The 19981-nt window shown below is 43.8% G+C and carries 27 protein-coding genes; 2 read left to right on the plus strand and 25 right to left on the minus strand.

The window, feature by feature from the left end; genetic code table 11:
- The first annotated feature begins 36 nt into the window (after positions 1–36).
- Complete coding sequence (locus EC604_RS24775) at positions 37–936, plus strand: LysR family transcriptional regulator (protein WP_123066703.1); 900 nt, start codon at positions 37–39, stop codon at positions 934–936.
- Here the strand turns inward: EC604_RS24775 and EC604_RS24780 are convergent.
- From EC604_RS24780 to EC604_RS24795, 4 genes are all read right to left on the minus strand, one after another.
- Complete coding sequence (locus tag EC604_RS24780) at positions 916–1398, minus strand: tetratricopeptide repeat protein (RefSeq protein WP_123066704.1); 483 nt, start codon at positions 1396–1398, stop codon at positions 916–918. The genes EC604_RS24775 and EC604_RS24780 overlap by 21 nt on opposite strands.
- Positions 1399–1519: 121 nt before the next feature.
- A complete protein-coding gene (cyoE, locus tag EC604_RS24785; RefSeq protein WP_123066705.1) occupies positions 1520–2377 on the minus strand; it encodes a heme o synthase in 858 nt (285 codons plus the stop codon).
- A 170-nt stretch (positions 2378–2547) separates the two neighbouring features.
- Positions 2548–3114 (minus strand): hypothetical protein, encoded by a 567-nt coding sequence (locus tag EC604_RS24790; protein ID WP_123066706.1) that lies wholly within the window; start codon positions 3112–3114, stop codon positions 2548–2550.
- A gap of 284 nt (positions 3115–3398) precedes the next feature.
- A complete protein-coding gene (locus EC604_RS24795; protein ID WP_123066707.1) occupies positions 3399–3752 on the minus strand; it encodes a DUF3243 domain-containing protein in 354 nt (117 codons plus the stop codon).
- 222 nt (positions 3753–3974) lie between these two features.
- Between EC604_RS24795 and EC604_RS24800 the strand changes: the two genes are divergently transcribed.
- Positions 3975–4184, plus strand: a complete 210-nt coding sequence (locus EC604_RS24800) for a hypothetical protein (RefSeq protein WP_123066708.1) — start codon at positions 3975–3977, stop codon at positions 4182–4184.
- A 145-nt stretch (positions 4185–4329) separates the two neighbouring features.
- Here the strand turns inward: EC604_RS24800 and EC604_RS24805 are convergent, their stop codons facing one another.
- The 21 genes from EC604_RS24805 to EC604_RS24900 all read right to left on the minus strand — a co-directional run bounded on the left by EC604_RS24805 (position 4330) and on the right by EC604_RS24900 (position 19958).
- Entirely contained in the window at positions 4330–5244 is a 915-nt protein-coding gene (locus EC604_RS24805; protein ID WP_123066709.1) for an NAD(P)/FAD-dependent oxidoreductase, read from the minus strand.
- A 184-nt stretch (positions 5245–5428) separates the two neighbouring features.
- A complete protein-coding gene (locus EC604_RS24810; RefSeq protein WP_240037188.1) occupies positions 5429–7072 on the minus strand; it encodes an S-layer homology domain-containing protein in 1644 nt (547 codons plus the stop codon).
- 94 nt (positions 7073–7166) lie between these two features.
- On the minus strand, positions 7167–7766 hold the full coding sequence (locus tag EC604_RS24815) for a nitroreductase family protein (protein ID WP_123066710.1): 600 nt from the start codon (positions 7764–7766) through the stop codon (positions 7167–7169).
- A 101-nt stretch (positions 7767–7867) separates the two neighbouring features.
- The gene (locus tag EC604_RS24820; protein WP_123066711.1) at positions 7868–8113 is read right to left on the minus strand and encodes a hypothetical protein; all 246 of its coding nucleotides are present in this window, start codon (positions 8111–8113) and stop codon (positions 7868–7870) included.
- Between the two features lie 247 nt (positions 8114–8360).
- The gene (locus tag EC604_RS24825) at positions 8361–9209 is read right to left on the minus strand and encodes an AraC family transcriptional regulator (protein WP_240037203.1); all 849 of its coding nucleotides are present in this window, start codon (positions 9207–9209) and stop codon (positions 8361–8363) included.
- 88 nt (positions 9210–9297) lie between these two features.
- A complete protein-coding gene (locus tag EC604_RS24830) occupies positions 9298–9846 on the minus strand; it encodes a glutathione peroxidase (RefSeq protein ID WP_123066713.1) in 549 nt (182 codons plus the stop codon).
- Between the two features lie 48 nt (positions 9847–9894).
- On the minus strand, positions 9895–10308 hold the full coding sequence (locus EC604_RS24835; protein ID WP_123066714.1) for a hypothetical protein: 414 nt from the start codon (positions 10306–10308) through the stop codon (positions 9895–9897).
- A gap of 53 nt (positions 10309–10361) precedes the next feature.
- Positions 10362–10841 (minus strand): GyrI-like domain-containing protein, encoded by a 480-nt coding sequence (locus EC604_RS24840; RefSeq protein WP_123066715.1) that lies wholly within the window; start codon positions 10839–10841, stop codon positions 10362–10364.
- 75 nt (positions 10842–10916) lie between these two features.
- Entirely contained in the window at positions 10917–11762 is an 846-nt protein-coding gene (locus EC604_RS24845) for an aminoglycoside phosphotransferase family protein (RefSeq protein ID WP_240037190.1), read from the minus strand.
- A gap of 13 nt (positions 11763–11775) precedes the next feature.
- Positions 11776–12063, minus strand: coding sequence for a hypothetical protein (locus EC604_RS30640; protein WP_240037192.1), 288 nt, complete (start codon positions 12061–12063; stop codon positions 11776–11778).
- Positions 12064–12078: 15 nt separating this feature from the next.
- Complete coding sequence (locus EC604_RS24850; protein ID WP_429351027.1) at positions 12079–12354, minus strand: hypothetical protein; 276 nt, start codon at positions 12352–12354, stop codon at positions 12079–12081.
- Positions 12355–12588: 234 nt separating this feature from the next.
- The gene (locus EC604_RS24855; protein ID WP_123066717.1) at positions 12589–13128 is read right to left on the minus strand and encodes a GNAT family N-acetyltransferase; all 540 of its coding nucleotides are present in this window, start codon (positions 13126–13128) and stop codon (positions 12589–12591) included.
- A gap of 219 nt (positions 13129–13347) precedes the next feature.
- Positions 13348–14550, minus strand: coding sequence for a glycoside hydrolase family 5 protein (locus tag EC604_RS24860; protein ID WP_123066718.1), 1203 nt, complete (start codon positions 14548–14550; stop codon positions 13348–13350).
- A gap of 225 nt (positions 14551–14775) precedes the next feature.
- The gene (locus EC604_RS24865; RefSeq protein WP_123066804.1) at positions 14776–15813 is read right to left on the minus strand and encodes an alpha/beta fold hydrolase; all 1038 of its coding nucleotides are present in this window, start codon (positions 15811–15813) and stop codon (positions 14776–14778) included.
- A 125-nt stretch (positions 15814–15938) separates the two neighbouring features.
- Positions 15939–16472 (minus strand): GNAT family N-acetyltransferase, encoded by a 534-nt coding sequence (locus EC604_RS24870; protein WP_123066719.1) that lies wholly within the window; start codon positions 16470–16472, stop codon positions 15939–15941.
- A 78-nt stretch (positions 16473–16550) separates the two neighbouring features.
- Positions 16551–17033: a GNAT family N-acetyltransferase gene (locus EC604_RS24875; protein WP_123066720.1), complete on the minus strand. Its 483-nt coding sequence runs from the start codon at positions 17031–17033 to the stop codon at positions 16551–16553.
- Position 17034: 1 nt separating this feature from the next.
- Positions 17035–17619 carry a GNAT family N-acetyltransferase gene (locus tag EC604_RS24880; RefSeq protein WP_123066721.1) on the minus strand — a complete coding sequence of 195 codons (585 nt, stop codon included), beginning with the start codon at positions 17617–17619 and terminating at the stop codon, positions 17035–17037.
- A 41-nt stretch (positions 17620–17660) separates the two neighbouring features.
- On the minus strand, positions 17661–18128 hold the full coding sequence (locus tag EC604_RS24885; protein ID WP_123066722.1) for a GNAT family N-acetyltransferase: 468 nt from the start codon (positions 18126–18128) through the stop codon (positions 17661–17663).
- Positions 18129–18155: 27 nt separating this feature from the next.
- On the minus strand, positions 18156–18647 hold the full coding sequence (locus tag EC604_RS24890; protein WP_123066723.1) for a GNAT family N-acetyltransferase: 492 nt from the start codon (positions 18645–18647) through the stop codon (positions 18156–18158).
- Between the two features lie 41 nt (positions 18648–18688).
- Complete coding sequence (locus tag EC604_RS24895; protein ID WP_123066724.1) at positions 18689–18937, minus strand: hypothetical protein; 249 nt, start codon at positions 18935–18937, stop codon at positions 18689–18691.
- A gap of 142 nt (positions 18938–19079) precedes the next feature.
- Positions 19080–19958 (minus strand): class I SAM-dependent methyltransferase, encoded by an 879-nt coding sequence (locus EC604_RS24900; RefSeq protein WP_123066805.1) that lies wholly within the window; start codon positions 19956–19958, stop codon positions 19080–19082.
- Positions 19959–19981: the final 23 nt, after the last annotated feature.

A 19981-nucleotide genomic window follows, 5' to 3' on the forward strand; every position in this document is an offset into this window, starting at 1 on the left:
GAATGTATGCTTAACTTGGAAGGATGTTATTATCCAATGTCACTGATTAAATACGAAATTCTAAATACGGTTGTCGAATATGGCAGTCTGACCAAAGCATCCGAGGCCCTAAATATTACACAATCCGCCGTCAGCCATGCCATCGCCAGCCTGGAAAGCGAATATGGTTTCTCCTTGCTGCATCGCAGCCGCTCGGGTGTTCGAGTCACCGCGGAAGGTGAGCGCATTCTCGGTTATACTCGTGAAATCATCCGCTGGGCCGAACTAATGAACCAGGAAATCTCCCTAATTCGCGGTGCCGAGATTGGCACGGTACGAATCGGGACATTTGCTAGTGTATCAACCCAGTGGCTTCCGGGTATTCTCAAGCAGTTCAGGCTTCGCCACCCCGGAATTGAGATTAAACTGTGGGAAGGTGACTATGCCGAGATTGAGAACTGGCTTGCCAGCGGTGCCATCGACCTTGGATTCTTGTCTCTTGGCGACTCGTCGCCGTTCGAAACCATCACATTGCAAAAAGACAGGATCATGTGCATCCTGCCTCTGGATCATGCTCTGGCTTCAGAGAAATCTGTATCTTTTGACGTTTTGCTAGAGCAGCCTTTCATTCTTCCCAAATGGGGCGGTGACAACGAAATTGAACGTTTGATTCGCCAGCATGCTGCCAAATTAAATGTTGTATATGAGGTAGCCGAGGATCAGGCTATTATGGCCATGGTACGTAACGGACTTGGCATCAGTCTTCTTCCCGAGATGGTGCTGCAAAATCATACGGAATCACTCGCGCTCGTGCCAATTGCAGGTGACCCTTACCGAATGATCGGTTTAGCTTGTGCTTCCCTTCGGAACCTTTCGCCAGCCGCACGTCGTTTTATCGAAGATGTTCAGCAATGGCTCATTTCAAACAATTCAATATTATTCCCAGACCCGATCTAGCTGATCTGCATAGTAGCGTATCGCCCGGCTGTAGTCCATTATCCGCGAATCTCCAGAAGTATCCGCGAGTTGAACAAGCAGCCGTTGCATTGCCTCTGCGTGTTCGCCGAGATTGTAGAGCACCATAGCATAGAATACTTCAAACTCCCGGTGCTCGGGAAATTCCGATATTCCTGCAAGCAGCCATGTTTTGGCCTGCTCGTATTGTCCAAGCGTACGATAGGTACTCCCCAGTCCAAGAATTGCACCAGCCCGATCTTCTGCCGATAGCTCCAGTTGCAGTGCTTTTTCATAATAAGGCACAGCCTCACGTTCCAGGCCTAGCGAATCATGTGCCCATGCGAGTTGATACCAGCCTTCCCCATTTTCCGGATCAAACTCCGTAATTTGGTGCAGCAAGTCAATTGCCTCCCGCACTTTGCCTTCCTGTCGCAGGCAAATCGCTTGTTGCAAATCATTCATGTTGTTGTCACATCCAATAACAATTAATAATAAACAAGCACATCTTGTAATAATACCAACAACGAGGTTGTCCGTTTTATTCCAAAATGTGCTCTCTGAGGGAATCCCTACTCTACACTACTTAAGACCAAGTTGTATTCACTACCATCAAGATGAATATGAGCATCAAATAATTGACCGAGATCAAAAAGTTGACCTTTGCCCACTTCTCATCATCCTGTGTTTTCAATCCGCCAAGTGTATGTACAAACCAGATCAAGCTGCTAATCAGAGATATAATCAGAAATACCAGCCCAACGTAATCAAAATAATACAACAGGAATACAGCAGGAATCAGTAGAAAAACATAAGGAATCATCTGTAGCTTGGTACGTTTCACACCTTTGACAACCGGTAAGAGTGGAAAGCCAGCAGCACGATACTCTTCCACACGGCGAATACCCAGCGACCAGAAATGTGGGGGCTGCCACAAAAATAACAGTGCAAACAACAGCCAAGCTCCTGCATCGATTTCATTCGTTACGGCGGTATACCCAATGACAGGTGGCATCGCCCCTGCAATTCCCCCCAGCGATGTACTCCATGTCGATGTACGTTTTAGCCATATCGTATAGATCACGATATACGCAAACCAACCGAGCAAAGCCATCCAGCCGGATAACGGATTCACCAGTAGAAACAATATTGCTAAACCAGCGACTCCAAGCACCAAGCCGTAACCAAGAACAAATCCTGGTTTTAGATGATTAATGTAATCCATCCTTTTTTTCGTTCGTTCCATCTTTTGATCCAGCTCACGATCCCAATAATTATTGATGACACAAGCCGAAGCAATCACGAGCGTTGAACCAATCACGACCATAAGCAGAGATATCCATGCGATATCCCATTGTGAAGCAACCCAGAAACCGACGGCAACCGCAAATACATTCAACCTTAACAGTCCGGGCTTGGTTAATGCAATCATGTCTTTAAGCATCAGAAGCCTCCTGAATGATGTAAAAACGCCATTCCTATAATGATACATGTACCACCAACGAATTACAATCGCTTTCAACCATTTGTCATAACAAAAAGCATTCTTCACCGTTTAATTGAACGGAAAGAATGCCTTCTGTCGTTTAAATTTTATTTATATTTTTTATCCCGTTAAGGAATGTACTGTTGTACAATTTTAATTACTTTTCCATCTTGAATCGTCAGGTGGTAGGGGAACACAGACAGATCCAACATTCGTTTATCCCCATACAGCGATTCAAACTTGGTCAAGCTCACGGGTTCATTCCACTGAATATCTGCCCCTTGAACCGTACCATCACGGTCATACAGTTGCATCAGAACGTTGGCGTCAGCTTTGACCTCAACCTGCTCTTGTTCTTTGTTATCATTAACAATATAGTAACCGTCAGGTGCTTCGTCCATGCCCGCATCCGGATTTCGTTGCTTGAAAATGGCATCTGCTTCCTCACCTTGATACCAGCCGATTTTATCTACAGTCAACATTAATTTTCCGTCTTCTACACGCATCCCGTCAATATAAGCCGTATACACTTCGGAATTGGCCAACTGGGCCTTATTAGCAGAAGGTGACTGAACATTGGTACGCTCCTCTGCATTCGCAGGGGTAAGCAAATATGTAGTCAGCACGATGATGCCAAGTAAAGCCACTGCTGCACCGATCATCCGATATCTCCATTGTTTCGCCGCGTTTTTCATGCCAGCATCTCTCCTTATTTCAAACGTCTCTTTAATTATTAAACGAAAGCTTTTCTTCTCAAACGGACACGCCAAACATTAACGATTCGTTTATGTTGTACTCATCATACTTCATAACACTTTCTGAAAAGTATCAGCCAGATTAAAAATAGTTACAATTCACGTCATTACTAATGAGCTTGTCCACCGCTTCACATAGAGAAACCCCAAATCAGCTGCATTCGGGGTTTCTCCTGCATCTATATTAATCTATGCTTGTACAGTCCATTTATGCCTAAACTTCTTTAATGGCTCGTTCTGGTGTCTTGCGCCAAACGAACAAGCATATGAGCCAGCATATGACGTTCCTCTTCTTTACCTACGTTCCAGAGTTCCTGTAAGAGTTTCTCTTCCCGGTTGCGTGGTTCTTCGTTAGCTGCCAGATGATCTGCTACTTTTTGTGCAATTTTAGCCATTTGTTCTTCACTTAAACCGATGGATTCGCCCATGGCAATCCGTTTACCGAGGTATTCTTTGAACGCATCAAAATTTTGTAAAATGTGGTCTCTTTCCTCCGGTGCAATCTTTTCAATTGCGTTGTCTACCTGATCTGTGGAAACCTGTCCGTCTTTGTGGATCACATGATTTTGTTCATTCATACTTATTACCTCCTTTAGTTTAATTGCATTATTCATTTTTGTGACTTATGTTGAGCTTGCAATAAGCTTCACAACCATGGGTCATTTATAATATAAACGTCTCGCTGAAGTTTAATCAGCCGTTTCAAAAATGGTAGTTGGGTTAAACGTTTTACATATACATGTAGATGTTTGGTTATGTTAGTAAACATTGATTATTACCGAGTTTAAGGAGGAGATCTCATGAATGACAAGCCTAAACATGACAAAACAAACGATGAACTCAAGCCTGGCGTAAATACCGTCATTGAACCAGACAAAAGAAATCCAGGTCCTACGGACATGATTGAAGGAGTCGTCGGAGACATTGTAGATAACATTCGCAAAGACTTCACCCATAGAGGACATGATCATTCTTCCAATAAAAATGCAACAAATGAACTGGATAAATAAGCATTCGCACTCCAGTATTCGTCAGAACAGATTCTGCTTTTGCTTCTCACTATCCTCAAAAGAAGAAAAGCATGAAAACAAGTCCTCTTCAACCGACAGGAAAAGAGAGGACTTGTTTTTTTGTAATTTTTTTATAATATACCGATTAACCTTTAGCTATTTTCTGTAACGCTTTGTGAATCCATATCGCCGCGATCGCGCCCTCGCCCATAGCAACAGTCGCTTGCTCGGCATGAAGTCCAAGATCTCCAGCAATCCACACGTGAGGAGCCGCCTGCATACTACGAGGATTCGCTTCTACATGTTTATTGTCTGCAATGACGGCCCCGAGCTGCTCAGCTAACTCATAGTGAACCCGGTTTCCGCCAAACGCAATAAATCCACGTTCCGATTCAAAAATCTGTCCATCTTCGGTTAAGACACCTGTAATATGACCGTCCCCCATCTGCTGTACTTCCTGTACCGCTGCTTCGAGATAACGAACTCCTGCTTGTTTCATTTGACGATGAAGGTCAGCAGAGATAGCGGTCTGCTCGTGGTTGATATATAAGAGATCGTCAGTACGCTCAATTAATGTCATGGCCATATTCGCTCCAGCTTCACCAGCTCCCAGCAGGATCGTTCGCTTCCCTTGAATCTCATAACCATCACAATCAGGGCATACATACACGGTTCTGCCGAGCGTAGATTTAAGTCCCGGAATATCAGGTATTCGATCCGACAACCCGGTTGCCAGCAGCACTGTTTTGGCCTGATACAGAGTTCCAGAAGACCCTTTAAGCCTAATCTTGTCCTCATGCACACGCATAGCTTCTATAATTCGATCCTTTTCAAACAAAACGCCCGTCTGCTCAGCCTGCATCCTGCCAATGGCCCGTAATTCTTTGCCCGACACCCCATCCGGGTAACCGAGAATGTTATGATAGGTTCGGCACAACGTTGATCTGCCCTCCCCAGCATCGACTACCAGTACTTGATGCGATGAATAACGTCCTAGCTGGATGGCCGCCTGAAGCCCTGCAATCCCTCCGCCCACAATAATACAATCCATCTCTCGCATGTTATTCCCTCCTGAATATCCAATACTCTCTCTTTTTAACTTTATATTTTTCAAGACGATTCTTGTCCTTCTATACATTAAACCGTACAAACAGGCTTAAACGGCCTGACTTATTCCATAGCTTAAACCAAAAATAAAAGACCCAAACCTCCGGTTTCAGACGAATGGTTTAGGTCTTCGTGTGTTAGAACTGATACGATTCGAAGCGCATGGCATTGGTGATGGCATTCCATACATCCGCAGTTTCGCCGCCCATATACCAGTAAGCCAGTCCTGCAATGCTTCGTTGAGTACTCATCTGCACTTTGGCTGATAAAGAGCGGCTATCTTCCGCCCAGATCGCTCTTGCCACCGAGTTAGACGTGTATTTAATCATATACTGATTCAACTGTGTATCCCAGTTTCTTAGAGAACCTGATGCCGCTGCCCGGACTCCTTGCTCGCCCAGTGTAATGTCCCAGGAAGCTGATGCAGGATTCACGGTAGACCAGTCCCTCGTATACAACGGAAGCGCCAGAATGGTCTTGGACCGATCTACCTCGGAGAGCATCGTTGTCAGCGCTCGATTCACCCATGGAAGGGAAGCTACCGAACCTGGCTTGAGGTCACCGCTCCAATGCTCTTCATAACTCATAAGCACCATATAATCTGAGATCGCGCCAAGCTTGACGTAGTCAAAGGCTGCCGTCCAATCTGAACCGAGATTGGGAGATACATCGACCGATACAACAGCGCCAAGAGCGTGCAAGGATTTCGTTAGCGAAGTCACAAACGCGGTAAAGCCTTCGCGATCGACAGGATCTACATTTTCAAAATCCACATTAATGCCGCCGAATTTATACTTTTTAACATAAGCACTCACTTGACTGACAACCGCTTCCCGGTTCGCTGAACTGGACAACATCTGATGCGTCATCTCTTTATTGGAACGGTTACCAAGCATAGGCCAAAGCGCTCTGCCTGAAGCAGATGCCCAAGAGATCAATGTAGTATTGGTATGATCCGAAACGTTCATATCTTGATTCAAGAAAAACCAACGCGGAACGACGGTGTTAACAGGCGATTGCTCCACTTGTTTTATAAATGCTGCTGTCGATGAATTGTACTGCCACCCCAGTTGAATCCCATGATCCTGCTTCCGCTGGATTTGTGTGGCCCATGTGTAATTCTGCAGGATCGCGTCCAGCATCACCGCAGCCTCTTCCCGTGTGACTTGGTCAGCTGGCCGGAACATGCCGTTGCTTCCGCGCATCAATCCAAGCTGATGAACCTTCTGTACATATGAAAGAGCCCAGCTTGAGATATCCCCCGCGTCTGCATATGTATTGTATATACTATCGCTTGCCACAGGGCGCTGTTTCAGCATACGAACAAGCAAAGCAGCTGCCTCTTCCCGCGTGATGGAAGCATTCGGCTGAAACTGGTTCTGGCCTTTACCCTCCAGAATGGATAGATTAGTCATCGCAGCCACATTGCCGTAATACCAAGCTTTCGCAGAAATATCTGCAAAAGGTTTAATATTGTTTGAAACTGGCTTTAGTCCGAGCAAGCGTACCGCAAATGATGCAAATTCAGCACGTGTGACCGCTTTTTTCGTTTCAAACGTGTGCTCCGTTGTTCCTGCCACAATCCCTTTCTGTACCAATCGCGTAATGGCTTCTCTTGCGTAGCTTTTGCTTGTATCCTGAAAGGTAGGTTGCTGGCTCCCCGCTCCGTTAACGAAGCTTCCATTTCCAACCACTGAACTGAATAAAATGGCACTGCTCAACACGATTTTCCACACGGAATGAAAGGTTCGAAAAGCTCTATTATCATTTACTATTTTCACATTAAAAAGCCTCACTTCAATAGATTACGATCTTCATTATCGTATCAAATTGAAGCGAGGCCGTATGTGGTTAAATATTGGTAATGTTCAAGAATTACTTGTGTACTTTAACGCGCTCTTCGATCGGCTGGAACTCTTTCTCCCCTGGTGTTGCAGTTGGTTTACCAAATGGCATCTGAGCGATCAGTCTCCAGTGCTCTGGAATATTCCATTCTTGCTTTACTTTTTCATCAATCAGTGGATTGTAGTGCTGCAGGGATGCTCCTAGTCCCTCTTGCTCCAGCGCAGTCCAGATGACCAGTTGCAGCATACCGTTAGATTGGTTAGACCAGATCGGGAAGTTATCTGCATAAGCAGCAAAGTTTTGCTGAAGCTGTGCTACCACATTGTTGTCTTCGAAAAACAGAACCGTACCGTAGCCGCTGCGGAAACCTGCCATTTTCTCAGCTGTGGATTGGAATGCCTCTTCGTTGCCCACAACTTCACGCAAAATTTCTTCCGTGTGGTTCCATAATTGATCATGTTGTTCACCAAGCAATACAACCGCCCGGGATGTCTGTGAATTAAATGCAGTTGGTGTATACTTTACCGCTTCTTCGACGATTTCCTGAATTTTCGCATCCGAGATTGTGGATTCCTTGCTGATTCCATAATAAGATCTTCTGTTCTTCAACGCATCAAAAAAAGTAGACATTCGTATACGCCTCCTAAGTCATTTGTAGTTCATTGCCAACAAGGTAACTATAATATAGTAACATACATTAGTCAATAAACTATTTTATTTTCATAAATTTTTCAATGCCTCTTACGATAGTCTGCCCGGTACTTCTCTTCTGTAGACGAATTACTTTTCGTCTGATCCTTATTCTTTTCTTCCTGCGCTTCCATATTCAAATCTTGCATAGGAATCGGATCAACCGTTTGTTCTTGCTCGTATCGATCCAGCATGCTTTCGTGTTCCGTCTTATTTTGCTCCGGGTGATCTTGCATCTTATCCTGTGTACCTTTTTCCCGCAGCTGTTTCGGTGTGTCCTTTTCCATCCCTTTTCGCCTCCTATAATCGTCTTCTCCTCATTACCTTTCTTTACCTGTTCGCATGGAATTCTAAACATCTTCGTTACGTGAAGTGTGCTGATCCTTGGTCGCTATTTGTTCAAATGTAATAAAAAGAAAAGCCAAAGAAGCCGGCCGCGATGAATCTGCGGGTCGGCTTCTACATATGACATACAATTATTCTTCGTTTACTCTAATATAAGCGATAAACTTCGTTTTAACTTCCCTATCAGTCCTACAGCTGCCGATGCAACTGACTTCGATACAGATCAGGCGAACAGCCCACGCTTTGTTTAAATATTCGGCTAAAATGAGACAGCCTTTTAAAACCAGACAATCGACTGGCCTCCGTCACACTCATCTCGGGCTGAAACTGAAACAGCAGCTTCGCTTGATTAATACGCCGATCATATAAGTACTTAAATATGGTCAGCCCCGTCATCTCCTTGAACATACCTGCCAAATACGGCTTGGACAGATGTAGTTCCTGAGCGAGATCATCCAGACCGATGTCATGCATGTAATTCGTATCCACATATCGGATGATATGCTGGACATGTCTTTCTTTTTCCGATGAAGAACGCTGTTCCTGCACATGTCCCTGACAGATCTCTGCTACACAATATAACAGGTCACACACACGGATATGCATACGCTCCTGTCTGAATCTGGACGAGTGAGAAGATAACTGGTGCAGATCATGCAGCAGTGCTTCAAATTCTGTGCGAATCTCACCTGTGAGGTTCACCCGGCAATTGCCCAGCTCATCGAACGGCTTCAGCACTTCATGGATGCGCTCGGGGTGCAGGCTTTTACGAATGGCAGAAGGGTCGAAATGAAGCGTAGTCCGAACATACGGTTTACCGACTTTGGGATGCGGCCGATGCAAGGTCAGTCCATGCATTAACACCAGATCCCCCGGCTCCAGAGCATATACCCGATCCCCAATAATATAGGTGCATTCACCTTCATGAAAATAATAAATCTCATAGTGCGGATGCGAATGGAAACCGTCCGAGTTACCCGGATCAAACTGACTCGTGGCTTTATACGTATACGCCAGTGGGGCATTAAACTGCATCATGCTTGGCACGTCATCACCTCCTGTGCAAAAAAAAGAAAGCGGGATACAACGTTATGCTTGGTTGCCCCGCTAATATTAAGCTAACCTTTTATAACAACTCTCGGATACTTGCTTTGATCTCGTCCATGGAATCCACCGGCTCGAAGCGCCGAACGACTTGACCTTCTGCATCAATCAGGAATTTGGTGAAATTCCATTTGATCGCATCGCCGTGCAGCCACTCTGGTGCTTTGTCTGCAACCATCAGCTTGAGCAGTTTGGCCTGAATATCGTTCTCGTCAAAGCCGGCGAACGGACCTGACTTTTTCAAAAAGTCGTACAGCGGATGCGCTTCCTCTCCGTTCACATCAAGTTTCGCAAACATCGGAAATTTCACCCCGTAGTTGATCTGACAGAAAGACTCGGCTTCCGCACTGCTACCCGGTTCCTGCTCCGCAAACTGGTTGCACGGGAAGCCAATGACCTGCAACCCCTGATCCTTGTACTCATCATATAACTTCTGAATGTCATCAAATTGATGTGTATATTTACATTTGCTTGCCGTGTTCACAATCAGTACAGGCTTTCCTTCATATTGAAAGAGCGGGAAACGCTCTCCACTCGTTCTCGTCACAGTGAAATCATAGATCGTTGGCATAAGTCGAAGTGCACCTCGCAATAGTATGTAGTTCGTTGCTTTATAGAGTCATCTCTCATTATATACGAAGTCAGTCAGGTTGTATTGAGAAAGGTGGAGAATAGTTTGTTCTCTTATTTTCTTGCCCATAGGCCCCACGTAGTCTGGCCTGCCTGATAATGTAACATACTCTTTTTTGTAATACGAACCAAGATCCAGAACACCAGCCAGAGCTTCAGGAGAAAAACTCCATAAACATGCGAATCCAAAAATAATAAATAAAAATTTAGAGCTTAGCCGTTTTAGTTTGCTTCTAATCGATTTCATCCCATGAAATAATCCGATACCAAAAAAAAATGCTGAAAAACCAACAAAAAATAATCGTACAAAGACCCAACTGGGGAAAAAGGCAGGAAACAACACGGCCACAAAAGAACATATAACGATCAAAAATATGAAACCGCCTAAGCCAAATAATTTCATTTTATTAAATTCATCTTCTTTCTCAATAATCTAACACGATGAAAACTCGATAATTAAGAATGCAAAGCCACATAAACATCGATCTCGTTATTGACACTATCCGGCTGGTAACGTTCATCCCAAATTTCAAAATCATAACACTCAGGTGTGTATCCAGCATCTTCTAACCACGGTCCATAGATGTAGTCATATGTATCACCTATATCGGATTCTAGTCCTCTGTGCGTACATGTAACGTATGAACGAGCTGGCACATGATGAATAATCATTCCAGGCGGCGCGCCCTCCGGCTCGTTTACTTCATAACACAATACATGTGTGAATGGATGCACTTTGGCATTAAAGTCCTCATGGGACGGATAAAGTTGCATCAAGAAAACCTGGTCATTTTTCCGATGCTTAATCTCGTCTTTTTTCTCTATTAACTTATCATACTGGCTCTGTCGCAATCCTGCTTCAAACTCTTCCACCGTAGCTTCAATGCGATAACCTGCAACGTAAAATGCATTCAATGTAACAATCTTCGTTTCCATCTTGGTCTCTCCCAATGTATAAAAAAATACAAGCCGTATTAACATTGCACTTGCCCAAAAACGATGTAACAAAAACTAGGACCACTCTTGCCAATGTTGCTCCAGGAAAATCACTTCTCTCTCATAGTGAGCCAGATGACCTTCCTCAACCATCTTCATAAAGGCTGCGTCTCCTGCTGCTGCACGATCCTCTAATGTTTTGCACATAAAGCGAATACGGGACACCACCCCATGTTTAAGATTAGGTGGCACATTTAACCCGTAAGCTTTCATAAACATTGCGATACGTTTTTTCCGAACCTTTGCGTGCTTTTCGCTATCATATAAGGTAACTGATTTTCCTTGGCCTTCAAGCTTGGGTGAAAAATTGGCTAGGGGTACACACGTGTATAAAGTGTAGGCGATATCCCACATACGCGGCCCCGGACAGGCCAGATCAAAATCAATAATACCCTGCGGCAAACCATGTCTGAAAACGATGTTGTATAAAGCAAAGTCGTTATGGCAGACCACTTCGGAATTCTTTGAATTTGTATCTACTGATTCATGTGAGCGTTCATCTCTACCTATATCTGGATAAATGTTATCAGACTGTTCTACCGTGGTGAAATTTACGGTTGCATCGTGGTAGGCTCTTAATAAACGGGCAACGGCAATCAGTGACTCGTCGGACCACATGTAACTTTCGATCTCCGGATAATCATTACCCGGGACGTCTCCGTCAACGTAAGAGAGCATTTCTCTACCCTTCTCGTCCATGCCAAGATATCTCGGCGCCTGATGGAAGCCTTCCTTTTCCAGATGCAACAGCAGTTTATGTACATAACGATTCGGGTGGGCACTACGGCGAACTGTATCTCCAACGCGCACAACTTCATTCACGTTACCACCCGTTAACTTCTCCTCCGGTAGTTCAGACAACTTGAATCCTCCTCTATTGATAATTCTCTGGCCGCTCGTATTGATGTCTATTCTTGTTTTTATTTTTGTAGGTCCCCGGGAAACCGGCAACCAGCAATACGAATCCAACAAAAAACATGAAATATACGAGTAGTCCCGTGGGTACATCTACCGTCTGCGTAACTTCTCGCAAACCTTGCTCCGTTCCGCTTCCCGACTCAACCAATGCTGCTGATAATCGGATGGACATTCGTTCAAGTGTGGATATAAACACACTCGCAACCATTAATACGACACCCAGAATCTTGTTCATCTGATTCAAAATATAACCCCCTTCTTATTCAAAAAAAATCTCACTGTACACTCCAGACAAAAAGGTCTTTAGCGTTTGAGCCAGTGCATAGTGGTTGGGCAGGTCTTTAGCAATGACGCCTCCGATATTACCTGCCTCGCCTTGGGTTAGGCAGGTTAGTTGAAGCTCATTCGAATTTCCATATATGTATGAGAGCAAGTATTCCAGAGGCTGCTCTTGATATATTCGAATTTTGGTACCTGCCCAGATCGGCTCCTGATCCTGGATCTCATCCATTGGAATCCATACCTCCGTTGTCAAAACAACGACCTCCTTCAATAGACTTTACTTCAATTATAATCCATGTTCTTCCATAAAGGAATTTTCTATAAAGCTATTAACGAGGTATACAATAGCTCTTAATCCAGCAGTTTTCACCTATGCTTCTACGAATGAAGCTATACCTAGTTTCATAAGGTCGTGTTTCCCTGTATATCAAATAGCGCCGTCATCTCTGACGGCGCCTGGAATACTCTTTTACACTCCCGAGTCATCTTACGTAGCTAAAATATGGTGCAATTCCATATGACTTTCGAGAAAAGTAGCACGTTCGACATGGTACAAATCATATATGGACTGCTCCGAATTAATGGCCTGCGTAACCTCTGGATACAGGTCGTTGGAAAATGTAACGTATGGCAGTTTCTCTACCGCTTTACGTGAGCGAACATTTTGCTTGCGTATTTTCATAAAAACCGTCTGTATATCTTGTTCAAGAAACAGTTCTGTCAAAAAAGCGGACTTGGCTCTTTGACTGTATCCTTGTCCGAAATAAGGGGCACCGATCCACGTTGCCAGAAATCCAGTCTGGTTGACAATGTGATACAGATCAATGGTTCCGATTGCAGTTCCAACCTCATTCAAAATCGTGCGTGTTATGGCGGTTCCCTGTTCTTCTTCTGCGATTAACTGCCTCGTTAAAAACATAAATTCCTCTTGCGACTGACATGCATAACGAACATAAGGGGAAACTGCGGGATCCATCATCAAGCTGTGCAGAGATTGACATTCATGCAGCTCACGCTTCTTCAACATTCTGTCTACCACCCAATCCTTCAAGTTCGCTAGATCAAAGCAAAATTAAGTATAACCATGATTGTGTGGCATTTAATGAATTCTGCTTGCGGCTTGTGTAAAAATTCATGGGAAATTACGAGTGAACTGGCACTACGTTTGCTTGAGAAAACACACTAAAACGGCATGTTCCTGGTAATAAGAAACACGCCGCTGGATTCTTCCTTCTGACAATATCAGTTATTGCATGCCTTGCATGATAGCATTAATGATATTTTGTTGTGTTACAGTATTGTTAAATCGGTTGAACAGCGCGAATCCATGCTGGCCGTTGAATCCGTTGTCCCAATAAACTGGAACCATTTTATATTTTTTTGCCTTGGCGGTCACGGCTTTGGCATAAACCGCTCGATAGGTACTGTTGCTGGAATCATAAGAAGATTTGTCAATGGAACCGAACTCACCCATAACGACTGGATAACCTTGAGTCACAAATTTATCGTACATGGACTTGAACTGAGATTCCAAGTAATCCTCCTGCCCCCATGTCGATCTTTTGGAAGGATTCGTCGCGGTAGCTCCCCATTGCGTAATGTTTCCATTTTCTTCACCAGCAAAATCCCATGGCGAGTAATAGTGTGCCGAGATCATGATTCGCTTCTGAGAGCTTGGAATTGCGGAAGATCTGAAATTATCACTTGGAACGACAAAACCATAATTGCCCACAGTGTAGTCAATGTTTGTGTTCCAACCAGGAACGAGCAACCATCTTGCATTGTTGTTGCCACCCGTTTTACGAACAGTATCCACAAAAATCTGATTGTACGCGTTTAAGTTACCATAATAAGACGTATTCGGATTGTTGTAATTTCCGTCAAACACCTCATTCATGGATTCAAAAATAAGACGTTCATTATAATTGCTGAACTTGGTGGCAACTTGTTGCCATACCTTTTGATACTTCTCACGAATGACGTTCTGATTTCCACTGTTCACATGTAACCACGAGCCCGGAATCGAGTGGAACCCGTCTCCATGCATATTGATGACTACATATAAACCTTCGTTATACGCATAGTCAACCACTTGCTGTATACGATTAAGCCAAGATGCGTTCACTGTATAATTGGGAGCGCTTCCAATATAGTTCAGATAAGAAACCGGAATACGAATCGTTTTGAAACCTGCCGCTTTTACCTTTTTGATCAGCTCAGGTGTGATCGTTGGATTGCCCCATGACGTTTCATTCGGTGTACCGTTCACGGTAGCTTCCAACTGATTACCCAGATTCCAGCCTGCACCCATCTCTGCAGTAATCTGCGCAGCGGTTAATGATCTCATGTCAGCAGCAGCCGCCTTGGAGCCCCATCCCGCAAACGCCGCTGTGGCCATAAAAAGCAGTGCCAAACTGGCTATGCCAAATTTTTTAAACGTTTTCGTCATAACAATACCTCCGCTTATTTTAATTTGGAACAAGCAGTGCAGTTATTCTAGTGATTCATCTGGATGGTTAAAGAAATTGATTGATTAGATTGAAGAAATAAGAAAAACTATTCCTCCCTTCTCTATGAATAGATTATGCGAAAAAACGGTTCGCACCAACATAATAACACAATTATGGTAAATAAAGTTCATTTTCTTGTCCATTTTGACAGGTTATTACACTTTTTAATCCAATTTGAAATGTTCGACCAGCCAAGCCATGAATTTGTCCTTCTCTTCAAACTGAGGATAATGCGCGGATTCATGAAATATAACCAGTTCTTTCTCGGGCGCTTTCAACATTTCCAAGTAGTCCCTGGCTGCATTAAGAGTTGTCATATAATCATATTGTCCCATGAAGAAATAAGTCGGAATTCGGATCTCGTCTACAATCTCAGGCAATGGGTGATCCAATGCTTCTAGCACAAGACGATCTTGCAATTGGAGAATTCCAGTATAAAACCGAATGACATCCACCCCATTGTACTCCGGATTTATCAGAAATCCTTTAACATAATCAGCGTTCTCGTTAATGAGTCTGGCTGAACCTCCATACTTTTGCACAAACGTTCGAGGAGTCAGTCCTTTCCCTTGCTGTACGGAATCACGCAATAACTCTAATTGTTTCACATCAGCTTTGTTTCCTGACGCGTTTGCCTGCTTTATCGTATAATCCAGCGTTTCCATTTCACTCTGAATGGTGTCGGCCACCTGTCCAATTCCAATATAAGCTTTAAACCGTTCTGGAGCTTTTGCAACCGCCTTGATGCCGATATACGTTCCAAAAGAATGCCCGACCAAGATCACCTGCTCTTGATGCAGTTCCTCAGTAACATACTTTGTCAGTGCTATTAAATCATCTGCAAGTACATCGGTTGTCAGCTTCGAGTAATCCTCTGTAAAATGGAACGACTTTCCGCTACCGCGTTGATCATAATGAACAATTGTAAAATGCCGCTCAAGCTCACGCTGATATTTTCTTACATAAGGAATCTCTGAGTACCCAGGTCCACCATGAACAAATAACAATACCGGATTGGCTCGATCTGTTCCCCTGATCATCACTTCGTGCCCTTCACCGTTAATGTCAATCTGCTCTAGATGGCTTATACTATTCTCCCCTTCGATACTCGGTGTCCATGTAGGAACAATGAGAAAAACCACTATTATTCCTAAGATGGTAAAGAAGGTATATTTACAAACTTTTGCTATCTTTTTTCTCATACGTTCTCCTTTTACTTCAAAGGATAAATCCAATGAACATCCTCTTTCTGTAACTCATCCTGAAATATGTAATTGTGACCGCACCGACGATATGAATTGAATTGTTCCTAACAAACCAACCGTCGTCATCCGTTAAGCTCCTTTACCATATGAATATCTTTGGGCTCTTTGGTGTACAATTCTACGTCTAACTCACCTGTCACTTCACTGCCCTGGCTTTGGTAAAAAGATACCGCTGATCTCGTTTCGGTTGACGAGATGTACAAGGATTGCGCTCCACGAATTCTTGCCTCTTCACTTAAAAAAGATAGAATTCGTGTCCCAATTCCCTGTCGTCTGTACGCTCTGGATACATACATGAGATCGAGCTGCAACTGATTATGCTCTTTTCCTCTAAATTGATGGGCAAGCACACCGAATCCTACTAATTTCGTACCATCAAAAGCCCCATAAGCCATTCCACCATGCTGCAATTCATAAACGTAACGATCCTGCATCTCTTCCAGTTGCCCCTGACCCCAACTGGCACACTCGTGATCTTGTTTGTGCTCAACTAAACCCTGTGCACTGACCTCATAGATCAGGTCGATATACTCAGAACGATCAATTTCATGTAACTGTTTTGCATGATCCAGGTTCAAGATTTGGTATGTAATCATTCTTTTTGTCTCCTTTTTACATCCTCTAAGCCTTAATATTCAGGTGTTGCTCCTGCTTAGGTGACCCTTCCTCTATAATCAGAGCTCCAAAACGGTAATATACTCATCATGGCAGATCTCACCGTTATCACGGAAACCAAAGCTCTCATACAACCTTTTAGCATGTACATTTTCTGCACTATACGATATCCAACTATATTGAGCAGGGCCTGCAGGGCAGGTCCGAATCCAGTCTAAAATCTTTTCCATAGCTTGGCGCCCGTATCCGCGATTCTGGAACTGCTCGTCAATCATCAGCCTCAGAATACAGTAGCTACCTTCTGCGATTGATGGCAGGTCGTACCCTGTAATTCCATAGGTGATCATTACAAAACCAACAGGTTTGTCATCCGCATAGATTGCAAAAGGAAAGGGATAACCTCCGTTCTGGGAAAGCACATAACAGGAAGCCACGCTCGACAGATTGGAGGCAACGAACCGACGCTGTTCCTCCGCGACCTCCAGATTAAATACGGCACGCCGATTATCGAGTGTAATGTTCTGCAAAGTAATGGTACTCATATTAAAGCCCCCGCTTTGCATCTCGATTAGCGAGGTACTCGTCCTTTGTTAATCCGAACATAATAAAGTCCATATGTTTCCCATTAATATAAACAACCTGACGACGAATTCCCTCTTGCACACAACCCAATTTCTGCATCATTCGAGCCGATCCTTCATTACCCTCCAGCACATAATCGTTGAACTTATGAAGCCTGCGCTCCAAAAACGCATAACGAAGCAAAATATTCATCGCGCTTGTGCCATATCCCTGACCACGATAAGTTTGATCGATGACTATGCCGATACTGAACGTTCCGTTTCGTTCATCAATGCTATTCAGATTAATGCCACCGATGTTATGCCCCTCAAGATTTTCGATGGTAAACATAATACGACCGTTGGTTGATGAGAATGCTACGTTCTGTTCTATAAATCGTTTGGCTCCAGCAATCGTTGGCGGAAGCTCAACAGCACATTCAAGCAGAATACGTGCAGGAGAGTCAAAGCCCTCTGTGTAACAACTCTCCCAGTCCTCTTCTTCAAAGGCTCTCAGCCTCACCTTGTCATCTTGCCAGTAATACTGGCTATAATCGATTGTTCTCATAAGAATGCCTCCCTTTAAACGATGTATGTTGACTTGGTGATTCATCTTATTTCCAATCTGTAAATAACCTCATCATCGGAATTGGTCAGATTCTCGCTTACAAATGACATGCTTGTATATAAGCGCTGGGCAATATGGTTGTCTCGTTCAACGGTCAGAGAAATGACGTGACATAACGGATGTTTATCGGTGATAAAATCGATGATGGCTCTTAAAGCTCGTTTTCCCATACCTTGCCCTTGAAACGCCTTGTCGATCTGAAAGCCGCCAATCCAGTAATTATCTATACTTTCAGGCGTATAACTTATATAAAAGAATCCAATGATGTTGCCTTCGATTTGCAAAACGTAAGGATCAAATGCTTCATCCCATGGTTTAATATAGGCATAAGCAAGTCCTTCCGTAATACTTGGAACCAGATGTTTTTGGTTTTCATGTAGTGAAATTTGTAGTGCCTGTTCCCAATTATCTCGTGTAACGGGATGAATCTGGATGATGTGTGTTCTCATGTGATCTCCTCATTCAACGGTTAATTACTACACTTCGATAGAAAATACGGCAACTTGTTTACCTAGGATGTCGACATCCTTCTCATGGGTCATGCCATTCTTTTCCGCAACTCGCATCGAGCCTGCGTTTCCGTATTGGATCAAGGAGATCAAACGTTTCTCTCCTTGTTGCAAACCGTACTCCTTCCATGCGTTGGCTTGCTCATACCCGTAGCCTTGTCTCCAATAGGGCTCTCGCACCCAATAACCGACTTCAAGCTCATCCGTGCCATCAATCACTTGCGGGATCAATCCAGACGTTCCAACAAGTTGCCGATCTTCTCTGTTAAAGGCAAGCAAAAGTCCTTTGCCTGCCTTATTCCAATGGATAAATTTCTCTAACGTCTGCATCGTTTCTTCTTTCGTCCATGGGTTTCCATGGCGAATGTATTTCATCACGTTTGGATCACTGGTCATCGTATATAAATGTTCAAAATCATTTTTAGTGTATTCACGAAATATAAGCCTTTCTGTCTCCATAATTCACACTACTCCTCGCTTTAACATCTCCATTTGGTCTTCTATAGTTTAAAACGACAACCTTCAAACGTTAGATCATTTTGGACCAGATTAACTGCTGATGCAATAGCCCCTTTTTGATGTTCAGATAAGCTCGCTTCATCTCCGTTCCAATCTTTCAACCACCAGAAGATTGAACTTATATTTCGGTACTCCATAAATAAAGGAATCCGAGCGATCCATTCCTGACTTATTGGCTGTTGTTGCACATCCCCTTCCTTCCCCATCGAGTAAATAAATCCGTATCCCATACACCCCAGTCATAATCAAAAAAAATATCCAGTCGCTCCTTCAAATACCGCTGCCACATAAGATTTCTCCTGATCACGGCATACAGCAGTCAGCTTGCCTTCAACCGTAAGAATTACTGCCTTTCTTCGGTACACATTAGATTCATCGTTCTACAATCCCGCTAGTGATTTTCATATTCGGAGCATACGTCATATACGAGTTTCCATTGAACTCTCTAGCAAAACTCTCCTCTGCCTCATACTGATGGATGGCTTCCTCGGAAGTTAATCCGCGTCCAATGAGGTGGACAGTGGCTTCGTTTCGGTTACCCGGAACGGCTCCTAACCCTTCTTCTTTTAGCGCGTTATACAACGTATGTTTATCTGGCTCATCCATCTGTTGATCTAGAAAGTTTACCCGATCGCTTACTCGGCATTCCACGCCTCTAACACCAAGCTGACTTAACAGTGTCGGAATCTTCATACCTATATTTCCATCTTTTCCACTCTCTCTAGCACCCTGCTCATACAATTTCTGAAGTACGCCCAGGTGCACAATGCTGGACTGCTCCATGCCATCCAATGCATAACTCGCCATGTTGGCAATCCAGTGTGGCTCGAAACAAATCACTCGACCTCCATCCACCACACTGCCGATCATCTTTTCCAATATCACACGTGGTTCTGTCATATGTACCAAAAAAGCATGACTTATCGCGATGTCATAGGCTCGTTCGACCTGCACCGTTTCAATGTCACCTTCTATAAATTCGGCCTGATAAGACGTATGTGCGTAGAGTTCTTTCGCATGTTTAATCAGTTCTGATCCTTGATCTACTCCCGTGTACCGTGAACCAACAGGCAGTAGCGGGAGTAGCTTCAGTCCCATGTAACCAAAACCACATCCATAATCGATCATATGTACGGCTTGCTTAATCTTCCAAACCCGCTCAACCAAGAATTCGAGATAATCATCGTTATAATAAAGCCAGCGTGTTTTTCTCAGATACTCTATTTGGTTATCCCAATAATAATCCGACAATAATTTACGCCCCTTTCTTGTAA

This window comes from Paenibacillus amylolyticus (assembly GCF_003719335.1).
GTDB lineage: Bacteria > Bacillota > Bacilli > Paenibacillales > Paenibacillaceae > Paenibacillus > Paenibacillus amylolyticus_D.

Coding starts and splice junctions, on each gene's coding strand:
- EC604_RS24775 (WP_123066703.1), top strand. CDS start 37: ATGTCACTGATTAAATACGAAATTCTAAATACGGTTGTCGAATATGGC.
- EC604_RS24780 (WP_123066704.1), bottom strand. CDS start 1,398: ATGAATGATTTGCAACAAGCGATTTGCCTGCGACAGGAAGGCAAAGTG.
- cyoE (WP_123066705.1), bottom strand. CDS start 2,377: ATGCTTAAAGACATGATTGCATTAACCAAGCCCGGACTGTTAAGGTTG.
- EC604_RS24790 (WP_123066706.1), bottom strand. CDS start 3,114: ATGAAAAACGCGGCGAAACAATGGAGATATCGGATGATCGGTGCAGCA.
- EC604_RS24795 (WP_123066707.1), bottom strand. CDS start 3,752: ATGAATGAACAAAATCATGTGATCCACAAAGACGGACAGGTTTCCACA.
- EC604_RS24800 (WP_123066708.1), top strand. CDS start 3,975: ATGAATGACAAGCCTAAACATGACAAAACAAACGATGAACTCAAGCCT.
- EC604_RS24805 (WP_123066709.1), bottom strand. CDS start 5,244: ATGCGAGAGATGGATTGTATTATTGTGGGCGGAGGGATTGCAGGGCTT.
- EC604_RS24815 (WP_123066710.1), bottom strand. CDS start 7,766: ATGTCTACTTTTTTTGATGCGTTGAAGAACAGAAGATCTTATTATGGA.
- EC604_RS24820 (WP_123066711.1), bottom strand. CDS start 8,113: ATGGAAAAGGACACACCGAAACAGCTGCGGGAAAAAGGTACACAGGAT.
- EC604_RS24825 (WP_240037203.1), bottom strand. CDS start 9,209: ATGATGCAGTTTAATGCCCCACTGGCGTATACGTATAAAGCCACGAGT.
- EC604_RS24830 (WP_123066713.1), bottom strand. CDS start 9,846: ATGCCAACGATCTATGATTTCACTGTGACGAGAACGAGTGGAGAGCGT.
- EC604_RS24835 (WP_123066714.1), bottom strand. CDS start 10,308: ATGAAATTATTTGGCTTAGGCGGTTTCATATTTTTGATCGTTATATGT.
- EC604_RS24840 (WP_123066715.1), bottom strand. CDS start 10,841: ATGGAAACGAAGATTGTTACATTGAATGCATTTTACGTTGCAGGTTAT.
- EC604_RS24855 (WP_123066717.1), bottom strand. CDS start 13,128: ATGTTGAAGAAGCGTGAGCTGCATGAATGTCAATCTCTGCACAGCTTG.
- EC604_RS24860 (WP_123066718.1), bottom strand. CDS start 14,550: ATGACGAAAACGTTTAAAAAATTTGGCATAGCCAGTTTGGCACTGCTT.
- EC604_RS24865 (WP_123066804.1), bottom strand. CDS start 15,813: ATGAGAAAAAAGATAGCAAAAGTTTGTAAATATACCTTCTTTACCATC.
- EC604_RS24870 (WP_123066719.1), bottom strand. CDS start 16,472: ATGATTACATACCAAATCTTGAACCTGGATCATGCAAAACAGTTACAT.
- EC604_RS24875 (WP_123066720.1), bottom strand. CDS start 17,033: ATGAGTACCATTACTTTGCAGAACATTACACTCGATAATCGGCGTGCC.
- EC604_RS24880 (WP_123066721.1), bottom strand. CDS start 17,619: ATGAGAACAATCGATTATAGCCAGTATTACTGGCAAGATGACAAGGTG.
- EC604_RS24885 (WP_123066722.1), bottom strand. CDS start 18,128: ATGAGAACACACATCATCCAGATTCATCCCGTTACACGAGATAATTGG.
- EC604_RS24890 (WP_123066723.1), bottom strand. CDS start 18,647: ATGGAGACAGAAAGGCTTATATTTCGTGAATACACTAAAAATGATTTT.
- EC604_RS24895 (WP_123066724.1), bottom strand. CDS start 18,937: ATGGGATACGGATTTATTTACTCGATGGGGAAGGAAGGGGATGTGCAA.